Genomic DNA, 21,870 nt, shown 5'->3' on the forward strand with positions numbered 1-21,870 from the left:
AAACCTTAATTATGAAAAAATTAGTACTCATTATTGCCGTAGTTCTGCTGAACAATTATTCTTTTGGCCAAACTAATCGGCTTCTTCCAGATGGAAATGCCGGAATTGGAACTACTACCCCTACGGCGAAACTTGAAATAGTTTCGCCTAGTTCGAATTATACAAATAATATAAAATTTGGCGATACAGCCCCAGCTTACTTGGCATCAGGCACTTCAGGAATATATTTTAGTAACACCAACGGCAATCCCTTATTCATGATTCAGCACACTGGGAATGCTGGGTTTGGAACAGTTAATCCTGTTGGAAATTTAGATGTTAACGGTAGTCAGGTTCTTGAATGGCCTAATGTTCCTGCACAAATAGTAATTAGCAATAGTGCAGATGCAACTAAGCATTTATTACTTGGATACGATAATCTTGCTGATGTAGCGGTCATCTCTGCTTCAGAAAGTGGTGTTAAATGGAAAAATTTAGTCATCAGTCCCTATGGAGGTAATGTGGGGATAGGGATTAACAACCCGACTGATGCACTTGACGTAAACGGGACTATACACGCTAGGGAAGTAAAAGTGGATTTAAATGGATGGTCTGATTATGTTTTGAAGCCAGCTTATCGACTTCTTCCTCTAAACCAGGTAAAACTATTTATTGACCAGAATTATCATCTGCCAGAAATCCCATCCGAAAAGGAAGTGATCAATAACGGATTAAGTTTAGGAGATATGAATAAGCTATTAATGAAAAAGGTAGAAGAACTGACATTATACTTAATTGAAAAGGATCAGCAAATTAATAAAATCAATAAAAAACAACTTGCTCAAAATAAGGTAAACGAAAAGCTTCAAAAACAGCTTGCACAAATACAAAAAAAGCTTAACGCTCATTCTAAGTAATCTATCTAAAAAATTCACCAATCAAAAATCTTGAACTCATATTTTATTTTTGCTTTTCAATTCAAATGTAATTAATATTATAATTTGTTTTTTTATTGTGAAATTATTAGAATCATATTCCTATATTTGTTAAGTGGTGATTGAGTTGCAGCAATTCAATTACACGATATAATTGATTTGGTATTTATATCAAAAGAACTTTGCAGTAACAGACCTCGGAAATCTAAACCACGCAAAGTTACGGATGATAAAATGCCCAATTTCTATACCTTTGCGTATAAGAAAGATGGGCGTTTTCCGTATTGCGTGGTTAGAAGATTCGTCTTCGCCCCTCCGAGGGGGTGTTATTGCATACGGGGAGCGCCCATTTTTCATTATGCTCCCCTTAAAGTTTTTCATTGATCTAAATGCTTTTAAAATTAAAGCAGATGAAAAACTTAATTAATAGCCCATTCCTGTCTTACTACTTGCCTGATCTTAAAGATCATGGAAGTGATAAACATTTGGCCGCACGATATATCTTAAAGCTTAACAACATCAAAATTGATTACTGGAATGTTGCTTGCAGCCAACCTGATCCTGGCAGACAGTTTGGCCATCAGTTAGCATTTACCTTAGCATTTGGCTACAGTATCTTTCCTGCTCATTTATCAAAGCCCCCCAGCTAATCTCTCAGATAAAAATTAAGCTAAATCAATTTCTCAATTCTTCTTATAAAACATTAAAACCAGGGATTTATCCCAAGGGCACAGTTATGCCCAAATTTTAACCTGTAACTATTAAATCTAAATAAAATGAATCAACCCACAGAAATTACCAGCGCCCATTTAGAAACTATTTACCGCATCATGGTCAAAAGGATAGCTAAAGGTTATACTGCAGAACGTTTATCCTTCCTGATCGGCTCAGACCACAATTATGTTGAGCAGGTAGAATCCTTTGTACTCCCGCTATATTCCAGTGATGAACTGGAGTTTATCGAACTAGCTTTAGAAGAAAGCAATCCAAAAAGCTTTTATGCCAGCGTAAACGATGATACCTTCTTAAAGGTAAGTGTGGTGAAGAACCAGTATAAAAATTAACTTTACCACAGCTATTTTATAATGGATGATGATCAGGTAGAAAAATTAGCTTTCCTGATCGAGGAAGATCTTTCAAAAGATTTTGATGAAAAGGAAAATTGCGAAGAAAATTACGAAATAGCAATTGATGCTGTAAAACTGCTGGTTCGCTCGGGTTACTTTTTTTGAAGCCAAGCCTCCTTTTGAAATTGTTCAGTCTGTAAACAAGTTTTTATCAGATCCTTTAGACCCTTTTTATATTGAACTGGCCATCAGAAAACTTAGCGATGAGAACCAGCCAGGCGGGCCACTAATGAGAATACGAAAAGATAGTAGCTGTTATCTATACGAAGATTGTTAAAGGTTAAGAGGCTGTATCAAATTAGATGATGCAGCCTTTTTTTTTATTTTAATAATTTCTGTACCATCTTTGGACACCAGCGTGTTCATTTGGCTTTTGGTCATTTGATTTTGAAAAAGGTCAAACAAACAGCTCTTCTAGGCTGCTTTTTTCCTTATATTTTGTGCAATTGCGATTAATCCCCATTCGATAGCCACTTTTTCCTTTCCGCGGAGCATAAAGCGGCGGAACCCGTGGTTCTGTTTGATATTTCCAAAAACAGGTTCTACATCAAAGCATCGTTTCTTTCGCCGCTGTATTCCTTCTTGGCTGTTGAGCTTTTCGAATGCCTTCTGTTTGAGCCGGTTTAGGTTTTCGTTGACCTCAATCATGCGGTTTTCTTTTGATTTATGGCATGCCGCTCTCATCGGACAGTTTTCACAATTCTTTGCCTGATATCTTTTAAGGATTTGCTTAAAGCCTGTTGTCGTCTTTTTTGTATAAGATCCAATTGAATGCATTTGCTGTCCCATGGGACAGATATAACAATCCTGCTGCTGGTTATAAAAAAGCTTGTCGGCCGCAAAGGGTGACTTTCTGTTATATTTCCCGTTCTGCTGTTTATCGAACATGCCATATTTTACAAAAGCCTCAACTTGCTGCTCTTCCAGTAGCTGGTAGTTTTCCTCAGAACCATAGCCTGCATCTGCGGTAAGCTTCTTTGGTGCCTTTCCAAAACTGCTCACATGTTGTTCCAGGTGGGCCTCCAGGGTAGTGGTATCAGTTGGATTAGGATGTATCGTGTAATTGACTATAAACTGGTTAGAGGTAGAGATTTGTACATTATAGCCGGGCTTCAGCTGCCCGTTTTTCATGTGATCTTCTTTCATGCGCATGAAGGTAGCATCTGTATCTGTCTTGCTATAACTGTTTCTCCCGCCCAGAATAGCCTCCTGGGCTTCATATTTAGCTATGTTTTCAGGATAGTTCTTGGTTACATACTTCAGCTTATCCTTCACTTTCTTATCTATATCTTTGCGCCCGGCAAGTTTTTCATTGAGCTGATCTACAGCTTGTTTTACCTTCTGGCTATCAATCTGTTTAAAATCAGGCGGCTCAGGCATCCTGTCTTCATCACTGGCTACCTGCTGCGCATATTCCCAAATATCGGTCAGTTGCTTTTTCATCTTTTCCTTATTGGTCTGAATGGATTTTTTCCAGACAAAAGTATATTTATTGGCACTGGCTTCGATCTTGGTCCCGTCGGTATTGATTTCCTCAATGCTTAATAAACCTTCTGCGGCAAGTAGTTTTACCACATCCTCAAATACACTGCGAAGAGCATGTTTCAGGCGTACGCCCCGGAAACGGTTGATGGTATTGTGGTCCGGGTAGCTCATGGAGCTCAGCCACATGAAGTAGATGCTTTCACGGCACGCTGCCGCCAGTTTACGGCTCGAATAGATATTGGTAACATAACCATAAACCACAACTTTAAGCAAAAGTTGGGGATGATAGCTGGAACTGCCTTTAATGTAGTAGGCTTTCAACAGAGGTTCTATGTTGAGCTTATTGATCACCTCGTTTACTACTCTAACAGGATGGGAATCAGGAATTAACTCCTCCAAAGTGGGGGGGATAGCAAGAATCTGCTGTTGATTATAGGGCTTAAATACGGGTTGTCTGATTGCCATATCTAGTGTCTTTTAATACATTAAATATATGAAAATCAAATAATTGTGTCAATAGCAACGAAAAAAAATTACAAAAAATAACTAGCGACAGCACCTATAAATAAATAAAGAGGCTGACCATGATTGATGATACAGCCTCTTTTATGTCTATAAATCAATATGAATAATAAAACTAAACCACATTTGCCACACACAGAATTTAGTATTCTGGTTACCTACACAGATTTGCAAAAAGTAGCAGCCATTGATGGACGTTACCAAAACTTATTCTCTGGTTTGAAACTGTCGGAAAAATTAACCGCAGAAGAAAAAGAAGGGCAGCGTGCATTTCTATCGCAAGAATGGGAGAGGGAACTATATCCTTTTTTCCAACTTTGGACGGTTAAAATCTATGAACCAAAATAATTTAATAGTTAACCCTTTTCAGCTCCATCCGATAAATAAACGCCTATTTTATAACAGCCTTATGGTTAAACGTCCATTGTATTGGCTTTTCAGGATTAAAAGTTCCGATATTAAGGTAGGTCGCAAAGATAGCTGAAGGATTAAATGCTTTATGATTACTTGCAATTGCGAGATTCCCGACCATTTTATAATAGTCCAGGGCAACACAGGCAATGCAAAGACAGCCTGGAGGAACTTGAAAGCTGAATTGCTGTTGCTCCTGTATGCCCTGATTATCATTGATCTCTACTTTCCGGAAGTTTTGTGTTGTATAATATAATCCTTCTTCCAGATTGAGTATACCTATTGAGATTTTAAGTACACAATTAGTGGCATTTTTAGGAAATTCCAATCCTTCATTTATTTGTATTTCAGGTAAAGTGACGGTAAGAACGTTATCAAAAAATTGGCTCTGGGGTATTGACCACAAATATTTTTTTAATGGTGAATTGACATTAAATTCGAATCCATTCAGGCTGTCAAAACTTTCACTTGTAAAAGTATAGGCTAATGTTTTAGGGTTATAATTATGCCTTACAATGGCACTTACTGCTGTGGTCAATCTAAAGATCATCGTTCCATCGTAATAGCTATTGATTACAGGACTCATGGTCGACCTGATACTCTTTGCAAGGCCACTGGATTTACCAAAAAGTCCAGCTGATTCTTTTGTGGCTTCAGTTTGTCTAACGCCACCTTTTCCCGGTGCAGATTGTAAAATCTGTCTTCCTTTTACAACTTTATAAACTGCAGTTCCGATGCTGCCAACTACAAATTTTCCTCTTTTAATAGCCATTTGATGAATAATTAAGTCTTACATATTTTTTGGTTATAGTTTAAGTTAACATTAAATCTTAGTGAATCCAAATTTATTTGATCATCTTACCAACCCTAGTCCATGTTTATTACAAAAAAAACATGGACTAGGGTTGGACTAGAGTTGGATTAGCTAACATGCAAAGCAGGGCTAACCAATAATGATGATATCATTAAAAGCATCTTTTAATAGCCAGGTATTGGTTCATATGGTTAAAATGACAACATTTAAGAAGAAATACGCGTGTGGTGAAAGCAAAGAAAGATCGACCATGTAGCGTTTAATCAATTATATCCGTTTCCCTAATAAACCAACTAATTTGTATGAAAAGATCATTGACACTCTCACTAATCCTGTTTATGTTCATCACTGTGATGAGCTGTAAAAAGAAATCTGCAGAAACGAACTTAAATGGAAGCTGGGAGCTGAGATACCTTGAAGGTATACAAGTCCCAAATGTTGATCCTAACTTTAAAGCAGGGAATGGTAATATCCTCAAATTTAGCGATCACAACTTCGAAAGATATGAGAATGGTAAACTGGTACAGACCGGAACATTTACATTTCAGCCAGAAAAGACAACAGTGAATAACACTGCGGTTAATTACAGTATCGTGTTCGCCAATGATGAAAAGCAGTACCTGTATCTATCAGGAAACAAATTAATCCTTTTCCAAGGTGTGATCGCAGCCGACGGTACAGCTTCTACTTATGTAAAACAGTAATTATAACTACTTAGATAGCACCTTAACAATTTGTTCTGCCAGATCAGCTTCGGCAAATGGCTTGGTCACAAAACCTGAAAAGCCCATTTGAATAAATTTATCTGAATGATGACGCTCAGAGACGCCACTAATAACAATGACTGGTATTTGGTTTTTAGGTTTCTCTGATGCTTTGATATGGGCCAAAAGTGTTTCTCCGTCCATTACAGGCATCTGCAGATCGGTTAAAACCACATCAATAATGTTTTTAGCGATGATATGCAGGGCATCCTGACCGTTGACCGCCTGATAAAAAGTTACATTCCACTTTTGCATAATTTTCTGCAGGAACAAGAGATTGAGCTCATTGTCGTCAACTGCGAGAATGTGTTTTCCATTGATAACGGATAATGGATCATCTAAGTTAACTTCCGCTAAAGGAGCGCTTTCAGTTTTTTCATAGGGAATAAAAAATGAGAAAGTAGTGCCTGCACCGGGATTACTTTTTACTGAAATCTCTCCACCTTGCATTTCTACCAATTGCTTGCATATAAATAATCCAAGGCCGGTACCCATTTTTCCTATGGAAGAATTGGTTTGATAATATTTTGTAAACAGGTTTTGTTGCTGGTCTGCAGAAATACCCATACCTGTATCTACAATATCTATCTGTAACCGGTTATCTATAGCTGATAATTGTGCATTTACAGTAATTGAACCATGGTCGGTATATTTGATAGCGTTGCTGAGCAGATTGATAAGAATTTGTTTAAGCCTGAAACTATCCCCCAGTATTAAAATATCCGTGTTGCCGGTGAAATGATACGCCAGAGAAAGCTTCTTTTTAACCGCACTGAAAGTCATGCTTTCTATAATTTTTTTAAGTACGAAATCAGCGTTAAAAGGTTCAGGATTTATCCTTAGCTCGCTGCTTTCCATTTTTGCAGCGTCTAAAGTATCTGTAAGTGTGCGCAACATCATATCAGATGAAAGTGTGATTGACTCTAACATTTCAACCTGCTTGCTTGACATATTCGACTTACTGAAGATATATAAAAAGCCCCGTATGGCAGTCAGCGGGTTACGTATCTCATGGCTCATGTGATGCAGCAGCTCCATTTTTTGCTGGGCAATAGCCGTAGACCGTTCAATTTCCTGGTGTAAATGAGACTCTGATTGATTGAGCTGAGTGATAAACAGGATGAGTAATCCCGCAAAGATCAATACCAGAAATAACGCAATAAGGTAAAGGTTATTTAACAATGATGTACTTTCCTGATATGATTTTAAGATCATATCCTTAAAATCGTCATTGATTTTATAATTGATATCTTTTATCGTAGTAACGATTCCGCCCAGTTCACTGATGATATGACTGTTCAGGATGATCAATTGCCTTTGGGTATTTAAGAGTTTGACATTTTGTTGCTGTAATTTTTTAAGCTTGTTGTTATTATCAAGCCCATTTTTCATTGCCGTTTGCTGTGTAATGATGTCTGTCTGCTGGTTGTAATTGTTTTTTGTGATGTCACCAACTTTATCAGCTTTATTATTTTTATTTGTAATGGCCTCTCTTAGTCTCTTCATCAGCCCAACTTTTATGGATTCTTTCTTTACCGTATCAGATTTGGTTTTGGTTTCGCTTTTACGTACCTGTACAACAGGAGTTTTGAAATTGACATTTGCAGCTGCATGTGCATCAAAACTTGCATAAACCGTAAGCAGGGAATCAAAACTGTGCTTAAGCACATAGAGATGATCAGACAGTTTTATTTTTTTGTTGGAAAGTAAATTGATGCTGTTGACTTGAACCTTCGATAGGTTTACGGTGTCAATTTTTTCTTTTACCAGGGTGTCAATGATTTCAAAAGCCCTGGCTAATTTAACCTGATAGGTGTTCTTATCCTCTATATTATTATTGATTAATGATCCTTCAAAACTATTGTCTGCATCATGTAACATCAATAAGGCAGCTGCAGCCCTGGATTTGTGTGCATCATGAGTTTTTGCTAACTGAGAGGTTTGCTCCAGTTTTTTAGTGATAGAGTCTCTTACAAAAAATGCTGCTATTGATAACAGGATAACGAGGGTAAGAAAAGATAAAAGGATTTTTCTGGTTAGTATTTGGCTTTGTTGTTTCATAATAATTTGAATCAAATCCATTCGTAATTGAACAGCTTCGATTGTGATTTCCACGAGAAATGAATTGGCAAATATAATAAATCTACAACTATTAAGAGTGATGACAATTTAACTTAAGATGACCTCAGGGGCTTGCTGACTAACTTTTTAGTCCCGGAAATGAGATGTAATCCTTAGTTAATAAAATAAGAAGGTAATATCTTATTTACATTTAAAGATTTAGTATATAAGATGATAGTCAATTATTATTCTATTTTTGTTTAAACAATTAATTAAATTCTAACCAAATAAAATTATGGAAACAACTAAATTTTCGAAACTCTCGGCCGAATTTCTAGGAACACTGGTTCTTGTTTTAATGGGTTGTGGCAGTGCAGTTATTGCGGGTGCAAATGGTACTCAATGGCCTATGCCATAGGGCATATTTCCGGGCGCCATATTAACCCAGCCATATCTATCGGGATGGTAGTAGCGGGTAGAATGAAGGCATCAGAAGCAGCATATTATATCTTTGCCCAGGTACTTGGTGCAATAGCAGGAGCGGGGATCTTACTGGCAATTGCGAGTGGAAAAGATGGATTTGATTTAACATCAGATGGTCTTGGCCAGAATGGTTACGGTAACTTTTCGCCCCAGCACTACAGTTTATTGTCTGGGTTTCTTGCTGAAACCATACTTACTTTTATTTTCTTACTGGTGATATTTGGCTCCACTTCTACAAAAAATATTCATGGTGGTTTTGCAGGATTAGCTATAGGCTTGAGCCTGGTATTAATCCATATTGTTGGTATTCCCGTAACAGGGGTTTTTGTAAATCCGGCCAGAAGTATAGGCCCTGCTTTATGGGTTGGCGGTGCATCCATTACCCAATTATGGCTCTTTATCATTGCGCCTATTATTGGGGCGGCACTAAGTGCGGTGGTGTGGCGTTTTGTGCTTGATAGAGACTAAATGAATGTTTTAAAGGGAGGTTCATCCTACATTGAATCTCCCTTTAAAAGAATTCATTATTTGAAAGACTTACTTAATCTGGTAAATCTTAGGATTCCCTACATTGATACCTTTTCTGATATTCGGACTTCCCTTGTAGTTAATTTTAGCATCTCCAAAAGAGGTGACTTTAATTTCATCTGATACATTTAAGTTTAACTCAGATTCGCCATAAAGTGTTGCTTTAGCTGTAGCACCTTTTACACCAAGTACGTCTACTTTACTTTCTCCGTAGGCGGTAAACTTTTGCTCTGCAATGGCACCTGTTTTAATTTCCAGGTGACTTTCCCCGTAGATGGTGGTAGTCATCTTTCTCAGTTGAACCTCATTAAAACTAACCATTGATGTTCCGTAGATGTTTAAACCAAAATCTTCCTGCTCCAGCTTGCTCTTCAGCAGAATATTTTCTTCGCCTCTTACGGAAAGTTCTTCCAGGTATTTATAGGAAACGGTAACTGTTAATACAGTTCCCTGATAAATAGATTTTTTTACTCCATTATCATTAGACTTTTCATTTTTGGTGATCTCCTTAGCGCCTTCCAGGTAAACACGCAACGTTTTACCATTGGATTCGATATGGATCTTATTTTTGTCTACCGTGCAGCTTTCTACGGTTACACTTTCTTTGTCGCCCTTGATAAAAGTGGCCTGTACATGCGGGCTAATGATCACTTTATCAAATGGATCTACTGATTTAACTTCCTGGGCAACCAGGTTATTCCAGGTGAAAAGCGAAACTACTGCTGTAAAGAGGATTAATTTGTTCATAGCACTAATATAAATAATGTGATGTAAACTCAAACATTTTTAATTGAGTAATTAGGTTTATACCATTTTTATACCATAGTGCTATCTGTAGTCAAATAGCTAATTAATAGCCAATTAGTTTAATTCTTTCAATTGAATATGTTCATAAATGAACACTCTCTGCACTATAGCGGACAGCTTTTTGTAACTTCTGCCATTCTTAATGCGCATCTGGAACCTGAACCTTAGCCAAAAAAAACCGGGAGATGAATCAATTTTCCCGGTTGGTTTGCTTACATCAAACTATAATCGTTAAACTATTCAAGATCTAATACATATTCTCCCTTAGAAGGAATAGTCACTGACTTGGTTAAATCTATCGTGCTTGAGGTGATCACATCGTGGCCTTTGGTATTCTTCCCAATAATGTCACTAAAACGGTCCATTTGCACAGTCTGTTCTTTTAGGGCGCTGTTCAGGATCACCATTACGGTATGGTTATCTTTTATCCTTCCGTACACATAAACGCCGCTTTTATTGGGAGCATAATGGATCAGCTTTCCTTGTGTAACTGCAGCGCTGTTTTTACGCCATTGCAGCAATTTTTGCGTATAATTCCAGGCTTCATTTTGAATAGCGGTTCTTCCGTTGCTGGAAAAAGCATCTGTTTGATCGCCGGGCCATCCTCCGGGGAAATCTTTGCGGAGTGCACCGTCGCCTTCTTCTTTGGTTCCTGTCATAAGGATCTCTGTACCATAAAAGAGTTGCGGTATTCCTCTTGTGGTTAATAAAAACGCCAACCCCTGTTTATATCTTTTCAGGTCGGTTTCACCTTCATGGTTAAAGCGGCTCATATCATGGTTATCCAGGAAGATCAACAGGTTATAAGGATCTGGATAGATAAAATCCTGGGCAATATCCTCAAAAATATTATCCAGATAGCCATTATCCGTTTTACTGTCAAATGAAGCCTGGTTAATAAATGTCAGTGAAAAATCCATTGACGTTTTCAGGTGAGAATTCTTGCTGTCCAGGACGGAATTTTCCTGCCACCAGGCCGAAGAGGCGCTTTTATTGTACCATGTTTCACCAACAATATTAAAGTCGGGATATTCGGTTCTCACTTCTTTGCACCATCGGGCGAGAAAATCAAAATCCATATAAGAATAGGTGTCCTGCCTGATGCCATCGATATGTGCAAACTCGATCCACCAAACGCTGTTCTGAATAAGATAAGTAGCGAGGTGACGGTTACGCTGGTTCAGATCGGGCATTCCGCGGGTAAACCATCCATCTGTAAATTTCTTCTTTTCGGAGGGCGAAGCGTGAATATCCATAACCGATACCGTTGAATGGTTGGTTTGTACAAATTTATTGCTGTCATTGATCCAGTCTTGCGAAGGCAGATCTTTCATCCACCAGTGATTACTCCCGCAGTGGTTAAATACCATATCCATGACCATTTTCATTCCTTTCTGATGGATATTTTTCACCAGGGAATAAAACTCCTGGTTAGTGCCAAAACGGGGATCCATTTTATAAAAGTCTGTGATGGCATAACCATGGTAGGAACCACCTTTCATATTGTTTTCCTGTGTAGGATTGAGCCATACTGTTGTTATTCCCAGGTCTTTGATATAATCCAGATGTCTGCTGATCCCTTCCAGGTCGCCGCCATGGCGGGCGTTAGGATTTTTGCGGTTAACCGTAGCGTCATCCATATTATCATTTTTGATATCGCCATTGGCAAAACGGTCGGGTGTGATCAGGTAAAGGACGTCGGATGCATTAAATCCCATTGCACCGGCTTCGTAGCTACGCGATTTTATCGGGTAATTATAAGTTGTTTCCTGGCTGCCAGCTTTGAAATGCAGGGGAATTAAGCCGGCTTTGGCAGTACTGCTGATGGTAAGATAAACAAAGAGGTAGTTGGGGTTTTCAGTTTTGGCCACCTCTGTTATTTTTACGCCCGGATAATTGACGGTTAAACTGGCTTTACCAATATCTGGTCCGTAAACCATGATCTGTAATTGTGGATTTTTCATTCCTACCCACCAGTTTTCGGGTTCTACCCGGCTAATCGTCATAGCGCTAACAGAAGCTACGCATAAGAAAAACAATGCAAAAAGCAATAGTGTTAACCTGTACTTAGAAAGTATATACATATGAATTTAATTTGGTGACGTAATTTAAAGATATTGCGGTAGCAATGTGCATAACAATATAGCTACAAAACATAGGCAGAATTGCTACAATTCCTCTATTCTATGGTTTAAACCGGCTTGTTTATGATATATTTGGAGCGGTCATGAGTTGATTGCTTACAAAAAGTAATAGCTTCATAACGACTAAAGAAAATATATGCTGATGAAACTCATTCCCCTCCTTTGTATCAGTTTGTTGGTCGCGAGTTATGGATGTAACCATCCTGTTGTAAACCACAATGAAAATAAAGTGTCTTATCGCGCTGTTAATAAAGTTGATACTGCCAATTTGAAGATCATTTTAAATGAAAAAGAATTTTATGGGCAGTTTGAAATCAATTACAACGGGGTTTACAAAGATTCGGGAGATGTAAATGGGCTTATCAAAGGAGACACCTTAAAGGGAACATTTCACTATCAGCATTATGGAATTGAAACCTGGCACCGGATTCCGATTTCCTTATTAAAAAAGGAAAAACGGCTGATCATGGGAGTAGGGCAAATGGAAATATTTATGAATATGACCTTTTTCACTAAGAATATCCCCATCGATTACCAGCATCCAAAGTTTATATTTGAAAAGGTACATTAAGTATTTTTTATATCGATAATTCTAAATAGATGAGGGTCATACTATTTGGTTCCATGTATTCTATAGTGCTTATATTTTTGATTGAAATCTGCCAGCTCTAAATAGCAAGATATTGCTATTGTATGCTTCACCATAAGACACGAAATTTCCCGGTAATATAACTGACTAAAATGTGAACCACAGTTATCTATAATACAGGATATGGGGAATTTCATAACATGGCTCAATGAGCGTTTTCGCTGGAACGGACTTTACATATGGACCAGTATATGGGTTCTGTTTGTTATACTATTTGGTTTAATCGTTGTATATGAATGTGCCAATAAAATTGATACGAATTACGCTATCGTGGTTATCTGGGCAATCGCTTACTTCTTTTTTGGGGCACTGCTGGGCTGTATTTTTGGTGTTCCAAAAGGTGTGGCCAAACCAAAAATAGTAGCCCCCGTTGTCGGTAAGGAACGTTCTATAGGGGGTATTGAGAATAGTGAGGATCAAAACGTATTAAATACTCCTGCGGCAAAAATAAGCTACAACAAAGGCAATACGAATCTGACTGACATTTCCGACTGGCTGACGAAAATTGTAATAGGTGCCGGATTGGTAGAATTGAACAATATACCGGGTTTTATGATGAGGGTTGCGGCAAGAATGTCACAGGGCATCCACCTTCAGGGTATCGCAAATTCACAAATACTTTGCGCAGGAATAATCGTTTATTACATGAGCTTCGGCCTGATTGCCGGATATTTTGTGATGCGGTCAATTTTACTGGATTTGTTGGACTAATATATCTCTTCTTAATTTAACACGCCTGTATAGCGTGCAGATACTTATATTTTTTTTCTGATCCTGCTGAGTGACGACTGTGTAATACCCAGATAGGAAGCTAAATAGGACAAAGGAATCCGGTTGGCCAGTTTCGGAAATTTGGTAAAAAAGTTAAGGTAACGCTCGGTTGCATCCTGCGGCATCATGGAACTGATTTTATTTACCTTTTCTGCCAATGCTTTTGACGTGATCTTGCTGATGATTTCATCCCAGGGAATGATGGTCATAGAGAGGTCGTTCATTGCTTCTCTCGAAAAAACGACGAATTTGCAATCTGTGACCACGTGTAAATATTCTGACGAAGGAATTCTCTGGGTATAACTGTTGATGTCAACTACAAAATTATTCTCATCGATAAAGTACTTGGTGATTTCTTCTCCCAGGTTATTGTAATAACAAATCCTGAAAACACCTTCAGTAAGGAAAATAACTTCACGGGGTATGTCACCAGCTTTAGCGTAAAACTCATCCTTTTTAAGCTCTTTTAGCACGCCTTTACTTTTAATCAGGTCAATTTGCTGCTGGTTCAAATGTCCAAACTGGAGTAGATAATTGATAAGTGTTTCCATGATGCAAGGTATCAATTGTTAGCTGATATGCATTTGCCATTTGGTAAAAACGGATACTTGCAGGAGGACAATTATCTCCTCAAAGATTTACCGTCAATCCTGTCGTATTGCGATAAAATTTTATTGTCATTAGAACATGAAATGCCTAATGTCGTATGCGCTGTTTACTTTCTTTTTTTTCATCATCAATCTGAACGATAGTTTTTGCCAGCAACCCAACGCTGGCAAGGTGAATAAAGATCAGTTTGATCTCGATAGACTTGATGAAAAGATCATACAATGGCAAAAGGAGCTGAATATTCCAAATGTTGCTATTGGTATCATCGAAAATAATAAAGTGTTAAAAACTAAGGTGTTTGGAAATTTAAGCAATGGAAAGCCTGCACCGAAAAACATGATTTTTGAAGTTGCTTCGGTTACCAAGGTGGTGTTTTCTACATTGGTATTAAAGCTGGTACAGGATGGAAAATGGAATTTGGATGAGCCATTGGCCAATTATTTCGTCGATCCGGATGTTGCTTCCAGTCCGTATGCTAAAACTATAACCACACGAAATGTTTTAAGTCAGCAATCTGGTTTTGATAATTGGAGATGGATGAATGCAAGTGGGAAATTAACTTTTAATTTTGAACCGGGCACAAAATTCAACTACTCCGGAGAGGGTATGGACTATCTTAAATCTGCAATCGAAGACAAGTTTCACAAATCATTAGTTCAGTTGTCTGATTCCCTGTTATTTAAGCCCCTTCGTATGTATGATACCCATCATCAATGGGATGGAAAGGAGAATTTTGACAGATATAGCAGAATGTATGATGCTGACGGTAAAGAAATCGTAAGAACAGATTATTCTCTTCGCGCCAGTGGAGCTGCTGATTTAACTACTACCATTGATGACCTTTCCAGGTTTGCTATAGAAGTTTTAAAAGGAGCACATCTCTCAGACAACTTATATCATGAAATGATAAAAACACAGGCAGAAATTAACCCAAACCTGCAGCAGGGTTTAGGTTGGCGTGTTATTAACGGCCTGCCAAATCATGAATATGCACTTCAGCATGGTGGAAATGATCCGGGAGTGGCTGCTATCATAGTGTTGTTGCCAAAATCTAAGCGTGGGATCATCGTATTGACCAATGCGGATAATGGATTGATACTATGCAATGATATCGTTAGAGCTGCTTTACCCGAAGGGAAGGAAATTATCCACAAGGCCTATAAAAGTATCAAAATGAATGAAATGCCTCCTGTGACTGAGCTGAGTGATACGCTCTTAAAAACATATATAGGTAATTATAAAAGGGGAGATGGAGCAGATGTAACAGTTACTTTGAAAGATCACGGACTGGCACTCAGAATGACCGGTATACCTGTCTTAAATCTATTACCGCAAACAGAAGACAAATTTTTCCTGATGGATTTTGATGTAAAAGTATTCTTTACAAAAAATGCAGATGGAACTGTAAACGCTGTAACTGTGCAGGATGGAGAAAATATGATGAAGTGTTTGAAAGTTACTCATTGATAATGCCTTAGTTTTTTATTGTAATCCTAATAAAATATGAAACGTATAGTACATGGTTTGTGGTTTTTTTATCAAAAACTCATTGTCCCTTCATTGGCTCTTGCTATTTTTATATCATTTTTTACAATGAAGATTGTTGAATTACATGCCGGCATAGGAATTTCATTTATCTTCTTAGCCCCGGTGTTCCATTACGCTACCTACGAGGTTAAACATCCCAATGAATATTACTTCTATTATAATCTGGGATTGAGTAAAGCTGTTTTATGGGTGAACACAATCATTACCAGTATTGTTATCGGTTTTATATTGATCATTATATGAGTGGTTTACATGCTGATAGCATTAGAAAACAGATCAATGACAGGCAGATCCTTAATGATGTTTTTATCTCTTGTCAGCCAGGGCAGATTGTTGGTTTATTGGGAAGAAATGGATCGGGAAAGTCTACATTGTTAAAGATTATCTTCGGGTCATTAGCTGCAAACTATAAATTTGTATCCGTTAACGGCAGAAGGATGACTTCATTATTTGCTAATAGAGATCTGCTGCATTATCTGCCCCAGGATAATTGTCTGCCTGATCATATTAAGATAAAAAACATCATCCGCTGTTTCTGTGATCAAAAAAATGCGGTCATATTAATGGACGAAGATTTGATAAAACCATTCCTGCAAAAGAGAATCAAAGAGTTATCTGGAGGTGAAAAACGCATTGTAGAAATCTTATTGATGGTTCATTCTGAGGCGCAATACCTGTTATTTGACGAGCCATTTAATGGAGTTTCGCCACTGACGGCTGAAATTCTAAAAGATATTATCAAAAAACATTCAAAGGATAAAGGTTTTATCATCACTGATCATGATTATAAAAATGTACTGGATATTTCATCAACGGTGGTTTTGTTGGATAATGGTAATACCAGGGTGATCAAAGAATTTGAAGAACTGATCTTATTTGGGTATTTACCGGCAGGAGTGGATAAGAGCGTTTTTCCAATTGAACCCCTGACCAAACAAAATTGACCTGCTGGCCAAAGTTATTCTGTCTATCGAAATCTACCTTTACACTATATTCAAGATCATAAAAAATGGAAAAAGTGGTATTAATCACAGGTGCATCTGCTGGAATAGGTAAAGCGACTGCTATTTACCTGGCACAAATCTGAACGTTCGTTATGGCTAATTCTGGCGGGAACGATGGAAGCATCCACAGAGAATGGTGTGGAAATTTTTGAGAAAGAGTCATTGTTTTTATCAAAAAGAACTCAAATCACAAAAGCATTAAAAAAGCCTGATGGAGAAAAACCATTTATGGCCATCACCCGAGACACACCAAAAAGCATTAACCTCTGGCTACTTTTTGGTCATTTCCTTAATGACTTTTTCTCTGTGTTGTATTCCCCAGGCAGAAATTTGGTCGACAATAGGTTTTAGTGTCTGCGCGTATGGGGTCAGTTCATATTCAACGGTGATAGGTTTTGTGACCATTACAGTCCTTGTGATCAATCCATTGAGCTCCAGTTCCTGTAATTCTTTGGAAAGCATTTTAGATCCGATACCTTCCACCATTCGCTGAAGATCCATATATCGCTTTTTACCTAAAGTGAGACAGCCGATAATCATAAATTTCCATTTCCCGCCCAGGATGTCTATGGTGTCATTAATTCCTCTTAAATGTACCTTGCAGTCAACGGGTACTTTTTCATCTATTGTCCTATTTTTCATGATCAAATGTATGCACTTTCTTCGAAGGAAGTACTTCCCTCAAGGGAACCCATGACAGTTGTAACTATTGCATCAGGTAGTTTTGTAATCATAAAATTTAACCAATAGCAATATTATTTTTCAACCTAATCATTCGTCAAAAATGAGTTTATCCAGTCGTCATAAAAATTATATAGGTGCGCCAGCTCCTGTTATCTCAGTAAGTCCTGTAATCCTATCAGCGCCGGGACGTGGCGACGATTTGCAAGTGCGGGTTTCTGCGCCTATCACAGGGAACCAACTCCCGGTAATTGTCTTTGCGCACGGTTTCGGTTCTTCATTAAACGGATATGCTCCGCTGGTGGATTTCTGGGCCGCAAATGGCTTTGTGGTGATACAGCCTACCTTTCTGGATTCAAGAACCTTGGATCTTAGTCCGGAAGATCCAAGGCAACCGCTGATCTGGAAGTTTCGTGTGGAGGATATGAAGCGTATCCTCGATCACCTTGATTTCATTTTAAGTTCTGTTCCCGGACTTAAGGAACGTGTAGACCAAAGCCGCATTGTCGCCGCCGGGCATTCATTTGGCGCTCAAACTACAGGATTGCTTTTAGGAAGTAAAATGATTGGTCCCAATGGCGACCAGGATGAAGATCTATCTGATCCACGGATCAAAGCTGGTGTACTGTTATGCGCAGGTGGCCTGGGAGGGGAAGACCTAAGTCCATTCGCAAAGGAGCATCTGCCGTATTTGAATCAGAGCTATAGCTCGATGACTACACCAGCACTTGTTGTTGCTGGCGATCAGGATTATTCTCCGCTTACCCTTCGCGGGCCAGATTGGTTTGCTGATGCCTATACCCATAGTCCGGGAGCCAATTGGCTGGTTACTCTATTTGGAGCAGGACATATGCTCGGCGGCATTTCCGGATATTTGGTGACTGACACTACGGATGAGAATCCTGAGCGGGTGACAGCAGTACAGCATCTTACCTGGGCTTACCTTCGGACTGCACTCTATCCTGAAGATCCAGCCTGGAATGCAGCGCGCACTGAGTTGACGAATCATCCGGAACCACTAGGTAAGGTTGACGGCAAGTAAATTTTTGCAATAGTGGCGCAGATTTGTGGTAGTCCTAATCCGGTAACCTGTTAAAATAGTAGTTGAATGTATCAATGACTATATTTTCTTTGGAAATTCCGCTGACAGGTAAAGGCATAAATTGAGTGAGAGGAAAGATGAATTGTTGTTTCCCATTTGGAGTGGTAATCAATAGCGGCATATCGAAATATTTGTCGCTTGCAATCCATCGGCTATTTAATTTTCCATCTATCTCTTTCAACTCTAAAGTTGGTATATCCTTATAAAGCAGATATTGATCAAATATTGGTTTAACATTTTTACCAGATTTTTCATTGATATAGTCAACAACCTGATCGTAAGTAACTGTGCGATGGTAAAAAGTCTGATTTAACCCACGTAAGATACTGCGCCACTTTTCATCATCATTTATAATCATCCTGATCATATTTAATAATACTGAGCCTTTACTATACATATCCCCTGATCCCATTTGGTTCACATTATGGGCAGCAACAATCGGTGCATCGTTAGAAATTCCAGAGCGCCCTTTATAGATATATTCCTGACCTGCTTTTCTTCCATATTGTTTTTCAACAAATAATGATTGGGCATAACTAGCAAACGCCTCATGTATCCATAAATCGGCAAGGTCTTTCGCGGTTATACTATTACCAAACCATTCGTGGGCACTTTCATGGACAATGACAAAATCCCACTTTGTTCCTCCGTTAACTCCGATCAGTTCATTTTTAGGACCGCCGATCAAATAACCGCCATAGCTAATGGCACTTTGATGTTCCATAGCAGGATAGGGGGTTTCAACTAGTTTATAGCCATCTTTATAAAAAGGATATGGGCCAAACCAGTATTCATACGCAGCTAACATCGGTTTTACATTTTTGGCGAAATCTATTTTTGCCCTTGATAAATTGTACGGCAACACCCAGTAATCTAAAGTTAGATTTCCACTTTCGCCTCTATATTGATCTTCAAAATGAGTGTACTTACCGATATCAACCGCAACGTTATAATTATTGATTGCACTATTGACAAACCAGTCATACCTTGAATAACCATTTTTAAGATCTGTAACTTTGCGCAAGCGGCCATTTGACACTTCTTTCAAGTCATTGGGTACGCTGATACTGATCAGCATACTATCAACCTCATCCGAAAGGTGATCCTTATTTGGCCACCAGATGCTGGCACCTTTGCTTTCGCATGCTGTAGCTACAAAAGGATTGCCCAAAGAGTCTTTTGCAAAGACAACACCACTTTCCATTGGCGCTTTTTTAGCTTCTATTGGATGACCGGAGTAAAATACCGTAAATTCATCTTTAATTCCTTTTCTGATTGTGTCAGGGAATGTGATAAACACAGCGTTGTACTCACGGGAATAGGGCAATTCGTTACCATGATAAATGACCTTTTCAATTTTTAAATTGTCATACAGATCAAATTGTAATTTTCTAAAATCACTTACGGCGGTAAATTTAAATTTATTGCTCCCGCTGATAAACCTTTTGTCAATATCGAATTTCACATCAAGATGATAGAAATTAATATCATAACAACTTCTCAAAGGTGTTAAACTGCCCCTTAATGTATCTGCATGGGTATAAGCGTTTTTTTGAACGAATAATTGTGCTTTCGCTGTATAAGATAAAATAAAAGTTAGCAGAAGGATTAAGGGTGTTTTCATAATTAATAAAATTAAAAGCCAGTATTGATACTTTAAAAGTTCTATCCCATTTTTCGGTAATGTTTTCCAGTTTAAGGGAACTCAGGACATCAATCATTGGAAATTGAAACACGCTAACCCCGGGTGCCTGTTATGCAGCCTTTGAATAGAATCTTCTCCGTTTATAGGTTCCATTATTAACGAAGAATTGGGGATTAAAATCAATTAGAGGGGCTTTTTAGTTGTTGCAACTTCTGCATGCGGGCATTCACGTCTTCAATTTTTATTCCGAAATATTCAAGGTCAGACCCGTTAAAATTTTCAATAACTTCTTTTAAATATCTTATGCTTGACGTGATTAGTGAGTTATCTTTTTCAGATAGCTTTGCAGCTTGATAGATAAGCGCATAGTTGCCTGTTAATTGATAACCTTCTTCCAGTGTTGCAAATGATTTTTTATAGTCTTCATCATCCGAGTAAAGCTTAGCTAACCAGGAATATCCATTAAATGCTGATTTAGGAGTTTTGTTTTTTACACAAATTGCTATGCTTTTACGGTAATATTTCTCAGCCATATTTTTATCCTTAATTGTATCCATATAGATATAACCTAGATTAAAAACATCTAAAGGATCATTCAGAATTCCTTTTTCTGTAGAAATCAGGTAATTTATGAATTCCTTGTTTTTGTATTGAGAACCCAGTGCATATAATTCGTAATCATAAGTTCTTAGGTTAACATTCTTCATTTTATATATTGATTTTACAACTGATATTTCATTTTGATAAGAACGAATGAGGTCAGCAGAGTCCAAATGGGAAATAGTAAAATATTTATGAAATAGAAATTTTAGTGCTTTAGGCAAGCCGTCGTCTACAATTGAATTATGGTCAGCTGATTCCTCAATTTGGCTTTCAGAAAAGACATTATTCAGCCGGCTAACTTTATTTGAGATTATTTTATTGAAATTCCTCCTTCTTTCTACATCCTTCGATCCGGTTATTACAAAAAAGAATTTGTTTTTATAATCATAGCTTATTGTATCAAGTTCAAATTTTTCCTGGAATTCGTTTAATGATTCAGGAGAAAACAGAATATATCCATCAAACATATCCGGGTAATGGGCAAATAGTAAATTAGCATAACTGGCAAAATAGGAGTGTCCCATATAAGCCCTAAAATCTGAGGTCGAAAACGTTTTTTTAATGAATGGGAAAATTTCATTTTTTAGTGTGGATAGATATCTTTCCCCTTTACCTTCTAATCCTTCACGGAAATAACTGAAATCAATGATCTCAGAGATACTTTTAGTATTGCTGGAGCCGGTGAATTCTACAACAATTGATTTTGGAAATTTGTACTTCTTTTTGTTCAATTCTGCAGCGACATTCATACCATAATTGCTCAACGCGCCGTAATTATGGAGATATATTACAGGATATTCTTCAATACCCTTTTCATAACCATATGGTAACCATACATTGAATAATAAAGTATCATTGAGCGCTTTACAATAAACCGCTTTCTTAACAATGGATTGACTAAAAGCTGAATTGCTGAAGAAATAAAAAAATAGCGCAAGGACTAATTTGATTTTATTTTGATTCATATGATCATATTACATTTAAGTAGTTATTCCGTAATGTTTTACTGCCTCTGAATATAGCTGCATGAGTATAGTTTTATTAAGGTTCTTTTCAGAACTAGTGAAATTACAAATTATTCGTTAATTTTTTATACTTTAAAAGTTTCATTTGATTTTCTTCAGAAATATTTCTACTTATTTTTGTTTTAATGTGCGCCATTTTTTATTTAATATCTTCCAATTTTAAGACTACCGAA

At 37.7% G+C, this 21,870-nt stretch carries 22 protein-coding genes; 13 read left to right on the forward strand and 9 right to left on the reverse strand.

The window, feature by feature from the left end:
- Positions 1-11: 11 nt before the first annotated feature.
- The 4 genes from GSQ84_RS26170 (at position 12) to GSQ84_RS26185 (ending at position 2,146) form a co-directional block, all read left to right on the forward strand.
- Positions 12-896, forward strand: a complete 885-nt coding sequence (locus tag GSQ84_RS26170; RefSeq protein WP_158800310.1) for a hypothetical protein — start codon at positions 12-14, stop codon at positions 894-896.
- Positions 897-1,324: 428 nt separating this feature from the next.
- Positions 1,325-1,564, forward strand: a complete 240-nt coding sequence (locus GSQ84_RS26175; protein WP_158800311.1) for a hypothetical protein — start codon at positions 1,325-1,327, stop codon at positions 1,562-1,564.
- Between the two features lie 126 nt (positions 1,565-1,690).
- Entirely contained in the window at positions 1,691-1,978 is a 288-nt protein-coding gene (locus tag GSQ84_RS26180; protein WP_158800312.1) for a hypothetical protein, read from the forward strand.
- 21 nt (positions 1,979-1,999) lie between these two features.
- On the forward strand, positions 2,000-2,146 hold the full coding sequence (locus tag GSQ84_RS26185) for a hypothetical protein (protein ID WP_158800313.1): 147 nt from the start codon (positions 2,000-2,002) through the stop codon (positions 2,144-2,146).
- A 309-nt stretch (positions 2,147-2,455) separates the two neighbouring features.
- Here the strand turns inward: GSQ84_RS26185 and GSQ84_RS26190 are convergent, their stop codons facing one another.
- On the reverse strand, positions 2,456-3,991 hold the full coding sequence (locus GSQ84_RS26190; protein ID WP_158800314.1) for an IS1182 family transposase: 1,536 nt from the start codon (positions 3,989-3,991) through the stop codon (positions 2,456-2,458).
- Between the two features lie 159 nt (positions 3,992-4,150).
- Between GSQ84_RS26190 and GSQ84_RS26195 the strand changes: the two genes are divergently transcribed.
- On the forward strand, positions 4,151-4,396 hold the full coding sequence (locus GSQ84_RS26195) for a hypothetical protein (RefSeq protein ID WP_158800315.1): 246 nt from the start codon (positions 4,151-4,153) through the stop codon (positions 4,394-4,396).
- A gap of 43 nt (positions 4,397-4,439) precedes the next feature.
- On the opposite strand, the gene GSQ84_RS26200 is transcribed toward GSQ84_RS26195, so the two are convergent.
- Positions 4,440-5,231, reverse strand: coding sequence for a hypothetical protein (locus tag GSQ84_RS26200; protein WP_158800316.1), 792 nt, complete (start codon positions 5,229-5,231; stop codon positions 4,440-4,442).
- Positions 5,232-5,575: 344 nt separating this feature from the next.
- On the opposite strand from GSQ84_RS26200, the gene GSQ84_RS26205 reads away from it, so the two are divergent.
- Complete coding sequence (locus tag GSQ84_RS26205; RefSeq protein WP_158800317.1) at positions 5,576-5,977, forward strand: hypothetical protein; 402 nt, start codon at positions 5,576-5,578, stop codon at positions 5,975-5,977.
- Between the two features lie 6 nt (positions 5,978-5,983).
- Here GSQ84_RS26205 and GSQ84_RS26210 read toward each other — a convergent pair whose 3' ends face one another.
- Complete coding sequence (locus GSQ84_RS26210; RefSeq protein WP_158800318.1) at positions 5,984-8,098, reverse strand: hybrid sensor histidine kinase/response regulator; 2,115 nt, start codon at positions 8,096-8,098, stop codon at positions 5,984-5,986.
- Between the two features lie 402 nt (positions 8,099-8,500).
- Between GSQ84_RS26210 and GSQ84_RS26215 the strand changes: the two genes are divergently transcribed.
- A complete protein-coding gene (locus GSQ84_RS26215; RefSeq protein ID WP_371416434.1) occupies positions 8,501-9,049 on the forward strand; it encodes an aquaporin in 549 nt (182 codons plus the stop codon).
- A 69-nt stretch (positions 9,050-9,118) separates the two neighbouring features.
- Here GSQ84_RS26215 and GSQ84_RS26220 read toward each other — a convergent pair whose 3' ends face one another.
- Positions 9,119-9,856 carry a GIN domain-containing protein gene (locus GSQ84_RS26220; RefSeq protein ID WP_158800319.1) on the reverse strand — a complete coding sequence of 246 codons (738 nt, stop codon included), beginning with the start codon at positions 9,854-9,856 and terminating at the stop codon, positions 9,119-9,121.
- A 296-nt stretch (positions 9,857-10,152) separates the two neighbouring features.
- Positions 10,153-12,000, reverse strand: coding sequence for a glycoside hydrolase family 13 protein (locus tag GSQ84_RS26225; RefSeq protein ID WP_158800320.1), 1,848 nt, complete (start codon positions 11,998-12,000; stop codon positions 10,153-10,155).
- Between the two features lie 202 nt (positions 12,001-12,202).
- On the opposite strand from GSQ84_RS26225, the gene GSQ84_RS26230 reads away from it, so the two are divergent.
- Together GSQ84_RS26230 and GSQ84_RS26235 are read left to right on the forward strand one after the other, a co-directional pair.
- A complete protein-coding gene (locus GSQ84_RS26230) occupies positions 12,203-12,631 on the forward strand; it encodes a hypothetical protein (protein WP_216849037.1) in 429 nt (142 codons plus the stop codon).
- A 201-nt stretch (positions 12,632-12,832) separates the two neighbouring features.
- Positions 12,833-13,420 carry a hypothetical protein gene (locus tag GSQ84_RS26235; RefSeq protein ID WP_158800321.1) on the forward strand — a complete coding sequence of 196 codons (588 nt, stop codon included), beginning with the start codon at positions 12,833-12,835 and terminating at the stop codon, positions 13,418-13,420.
- A gap of 44 nt (positions 13,421-13,464) precedes the next feature.
- Here GSQ84_RS26235 and GSQ84_RS26240 read toward each other — a convergent pair whose 3' ends face one another.
- Positions 13,465-14,031: a Crp/Fnr family transcriptional regulator gene (locus tag GSQ84_RS26240; RefSeq protein ID WP_158800322.1), complete on the reverse strand. Its 567-nt coding sequence runs from the start codon at positions 14,029-14,031 to the stop codon at positions 13,465-13,467.
- 136 nt (positions 14,032-14,167) lie between these two features.
- On the opposite strand from GSQ84_RS26240, the gene GSQ84_RS26245 reads away from it, so the two are divergent.
- The 3 genes from GSQ84_RS26245 to GSQ84_RS26255 are packed head-to-tail and all read left to right on the forward strand — an operon-like array spanning position 14,168 to position 16,581.
- Positions 14,168-15,556, forward strand: a complete 1,389-nt coding sequence (locus GSQ84_RS26245) for a serine hydrolase (protein WP_158800323.1) — start codon at positions 14,168-14,170, stop codon at positions 15,554-15,556.
- A 36-nt stretch (positions 15,557-15,592) separates the two neighbouring features.
- On the forward strand, positions 15,593-15,880 hold the full coding sequence (locus tag GSQ84_RS26250; protein ID WP_158800324.1) for a hypothetical protein: 288 nt from the start codon (positions 15,593-15,595) through the stop codon (positions 15,878-15,880).
- A complete protein-coding gene (locus tag GSQ84_RS26255) occupies positions 15,877-16,581 on the forward strand; it encodes an ATP-binding cassette domain-containing protein (protein ID WP_158800325.1) in 705 nt (234 codons plus the stop codon). Before GSQ84_RS26250 ends, GSQ84_RS26255 begins: the two co-directional genes overlap by 4 nt.
- 330 nt (positions 16,582-16,911) lie before the next feature.
- Here GSQ84_RS26255 and GSQ84_RS26260 read toward each other — a convergent pair whose 3' ends face one another.
- Positions 16,912-17,283, reverse strand: a complete 372-nt coding sequence (locus tag GSQ84_RS26260; protein ID WP_158800326.1) for a helix-turn-helix domain-containing protein — start codon at positions 17,281-17,283, stop codon at positions 16,912-16,914.
- Between the two features lie 142 nt (positions 17,284-17,425).
- On the opposite strand from GSQ84_RS26260, the gene GSQ84_RS26265 reads away from it, so the two are divergent.
- Entirely contained in the window at positions 17,426-18,364 is a 939-nt protein-coding gene (locus GSQ84_RS26265) for an alpha/beta fold hydrolase (protein WP_158800327.1), read from the forward strand.
- 34 nt (positions 18,365-18,398) lie between these two features.
- Here the strand turns inward: GSQ84_RS26265 and GSQ84_RS26270 are convergent, their stop codons facing one another.
- The gene (locus GSQ84_RS26270; protein ID WP_158800328.1) at positions 18,399-20,048 is read right to left on the reverse strand and encodes a M1 family metallopeptidase; all 1,650 of its coding nucleotides are present in this window, start codon (positions 20,046-20,048) and stop codon (positions 18,399-18,401) included.
- Between the two features lie 200 nt (positions 20,049-20,248).
- A complete protein-coding gene (locus GSQ84_RS26275) occupies positions 20,249-21,637 on the reverse strand; it encodes an alpha/beta hydrolase-fold protein (protein WP_158800329.1) in 1,389 nt (462 codons plus the stop codon).
- Between the last annotated feature and the right edge of the window lie 233 nt (positions 21,638-21,870).

The sequence above is a fragment of the Pedobacter sp. L105 genome, from assembly GCF_009765875.1.
Lineage (GTDB): Bacteria > Bacteroidota > Bacteroidia > Sphingobacteriales > Sphingobacteriaceae > Pedobacter.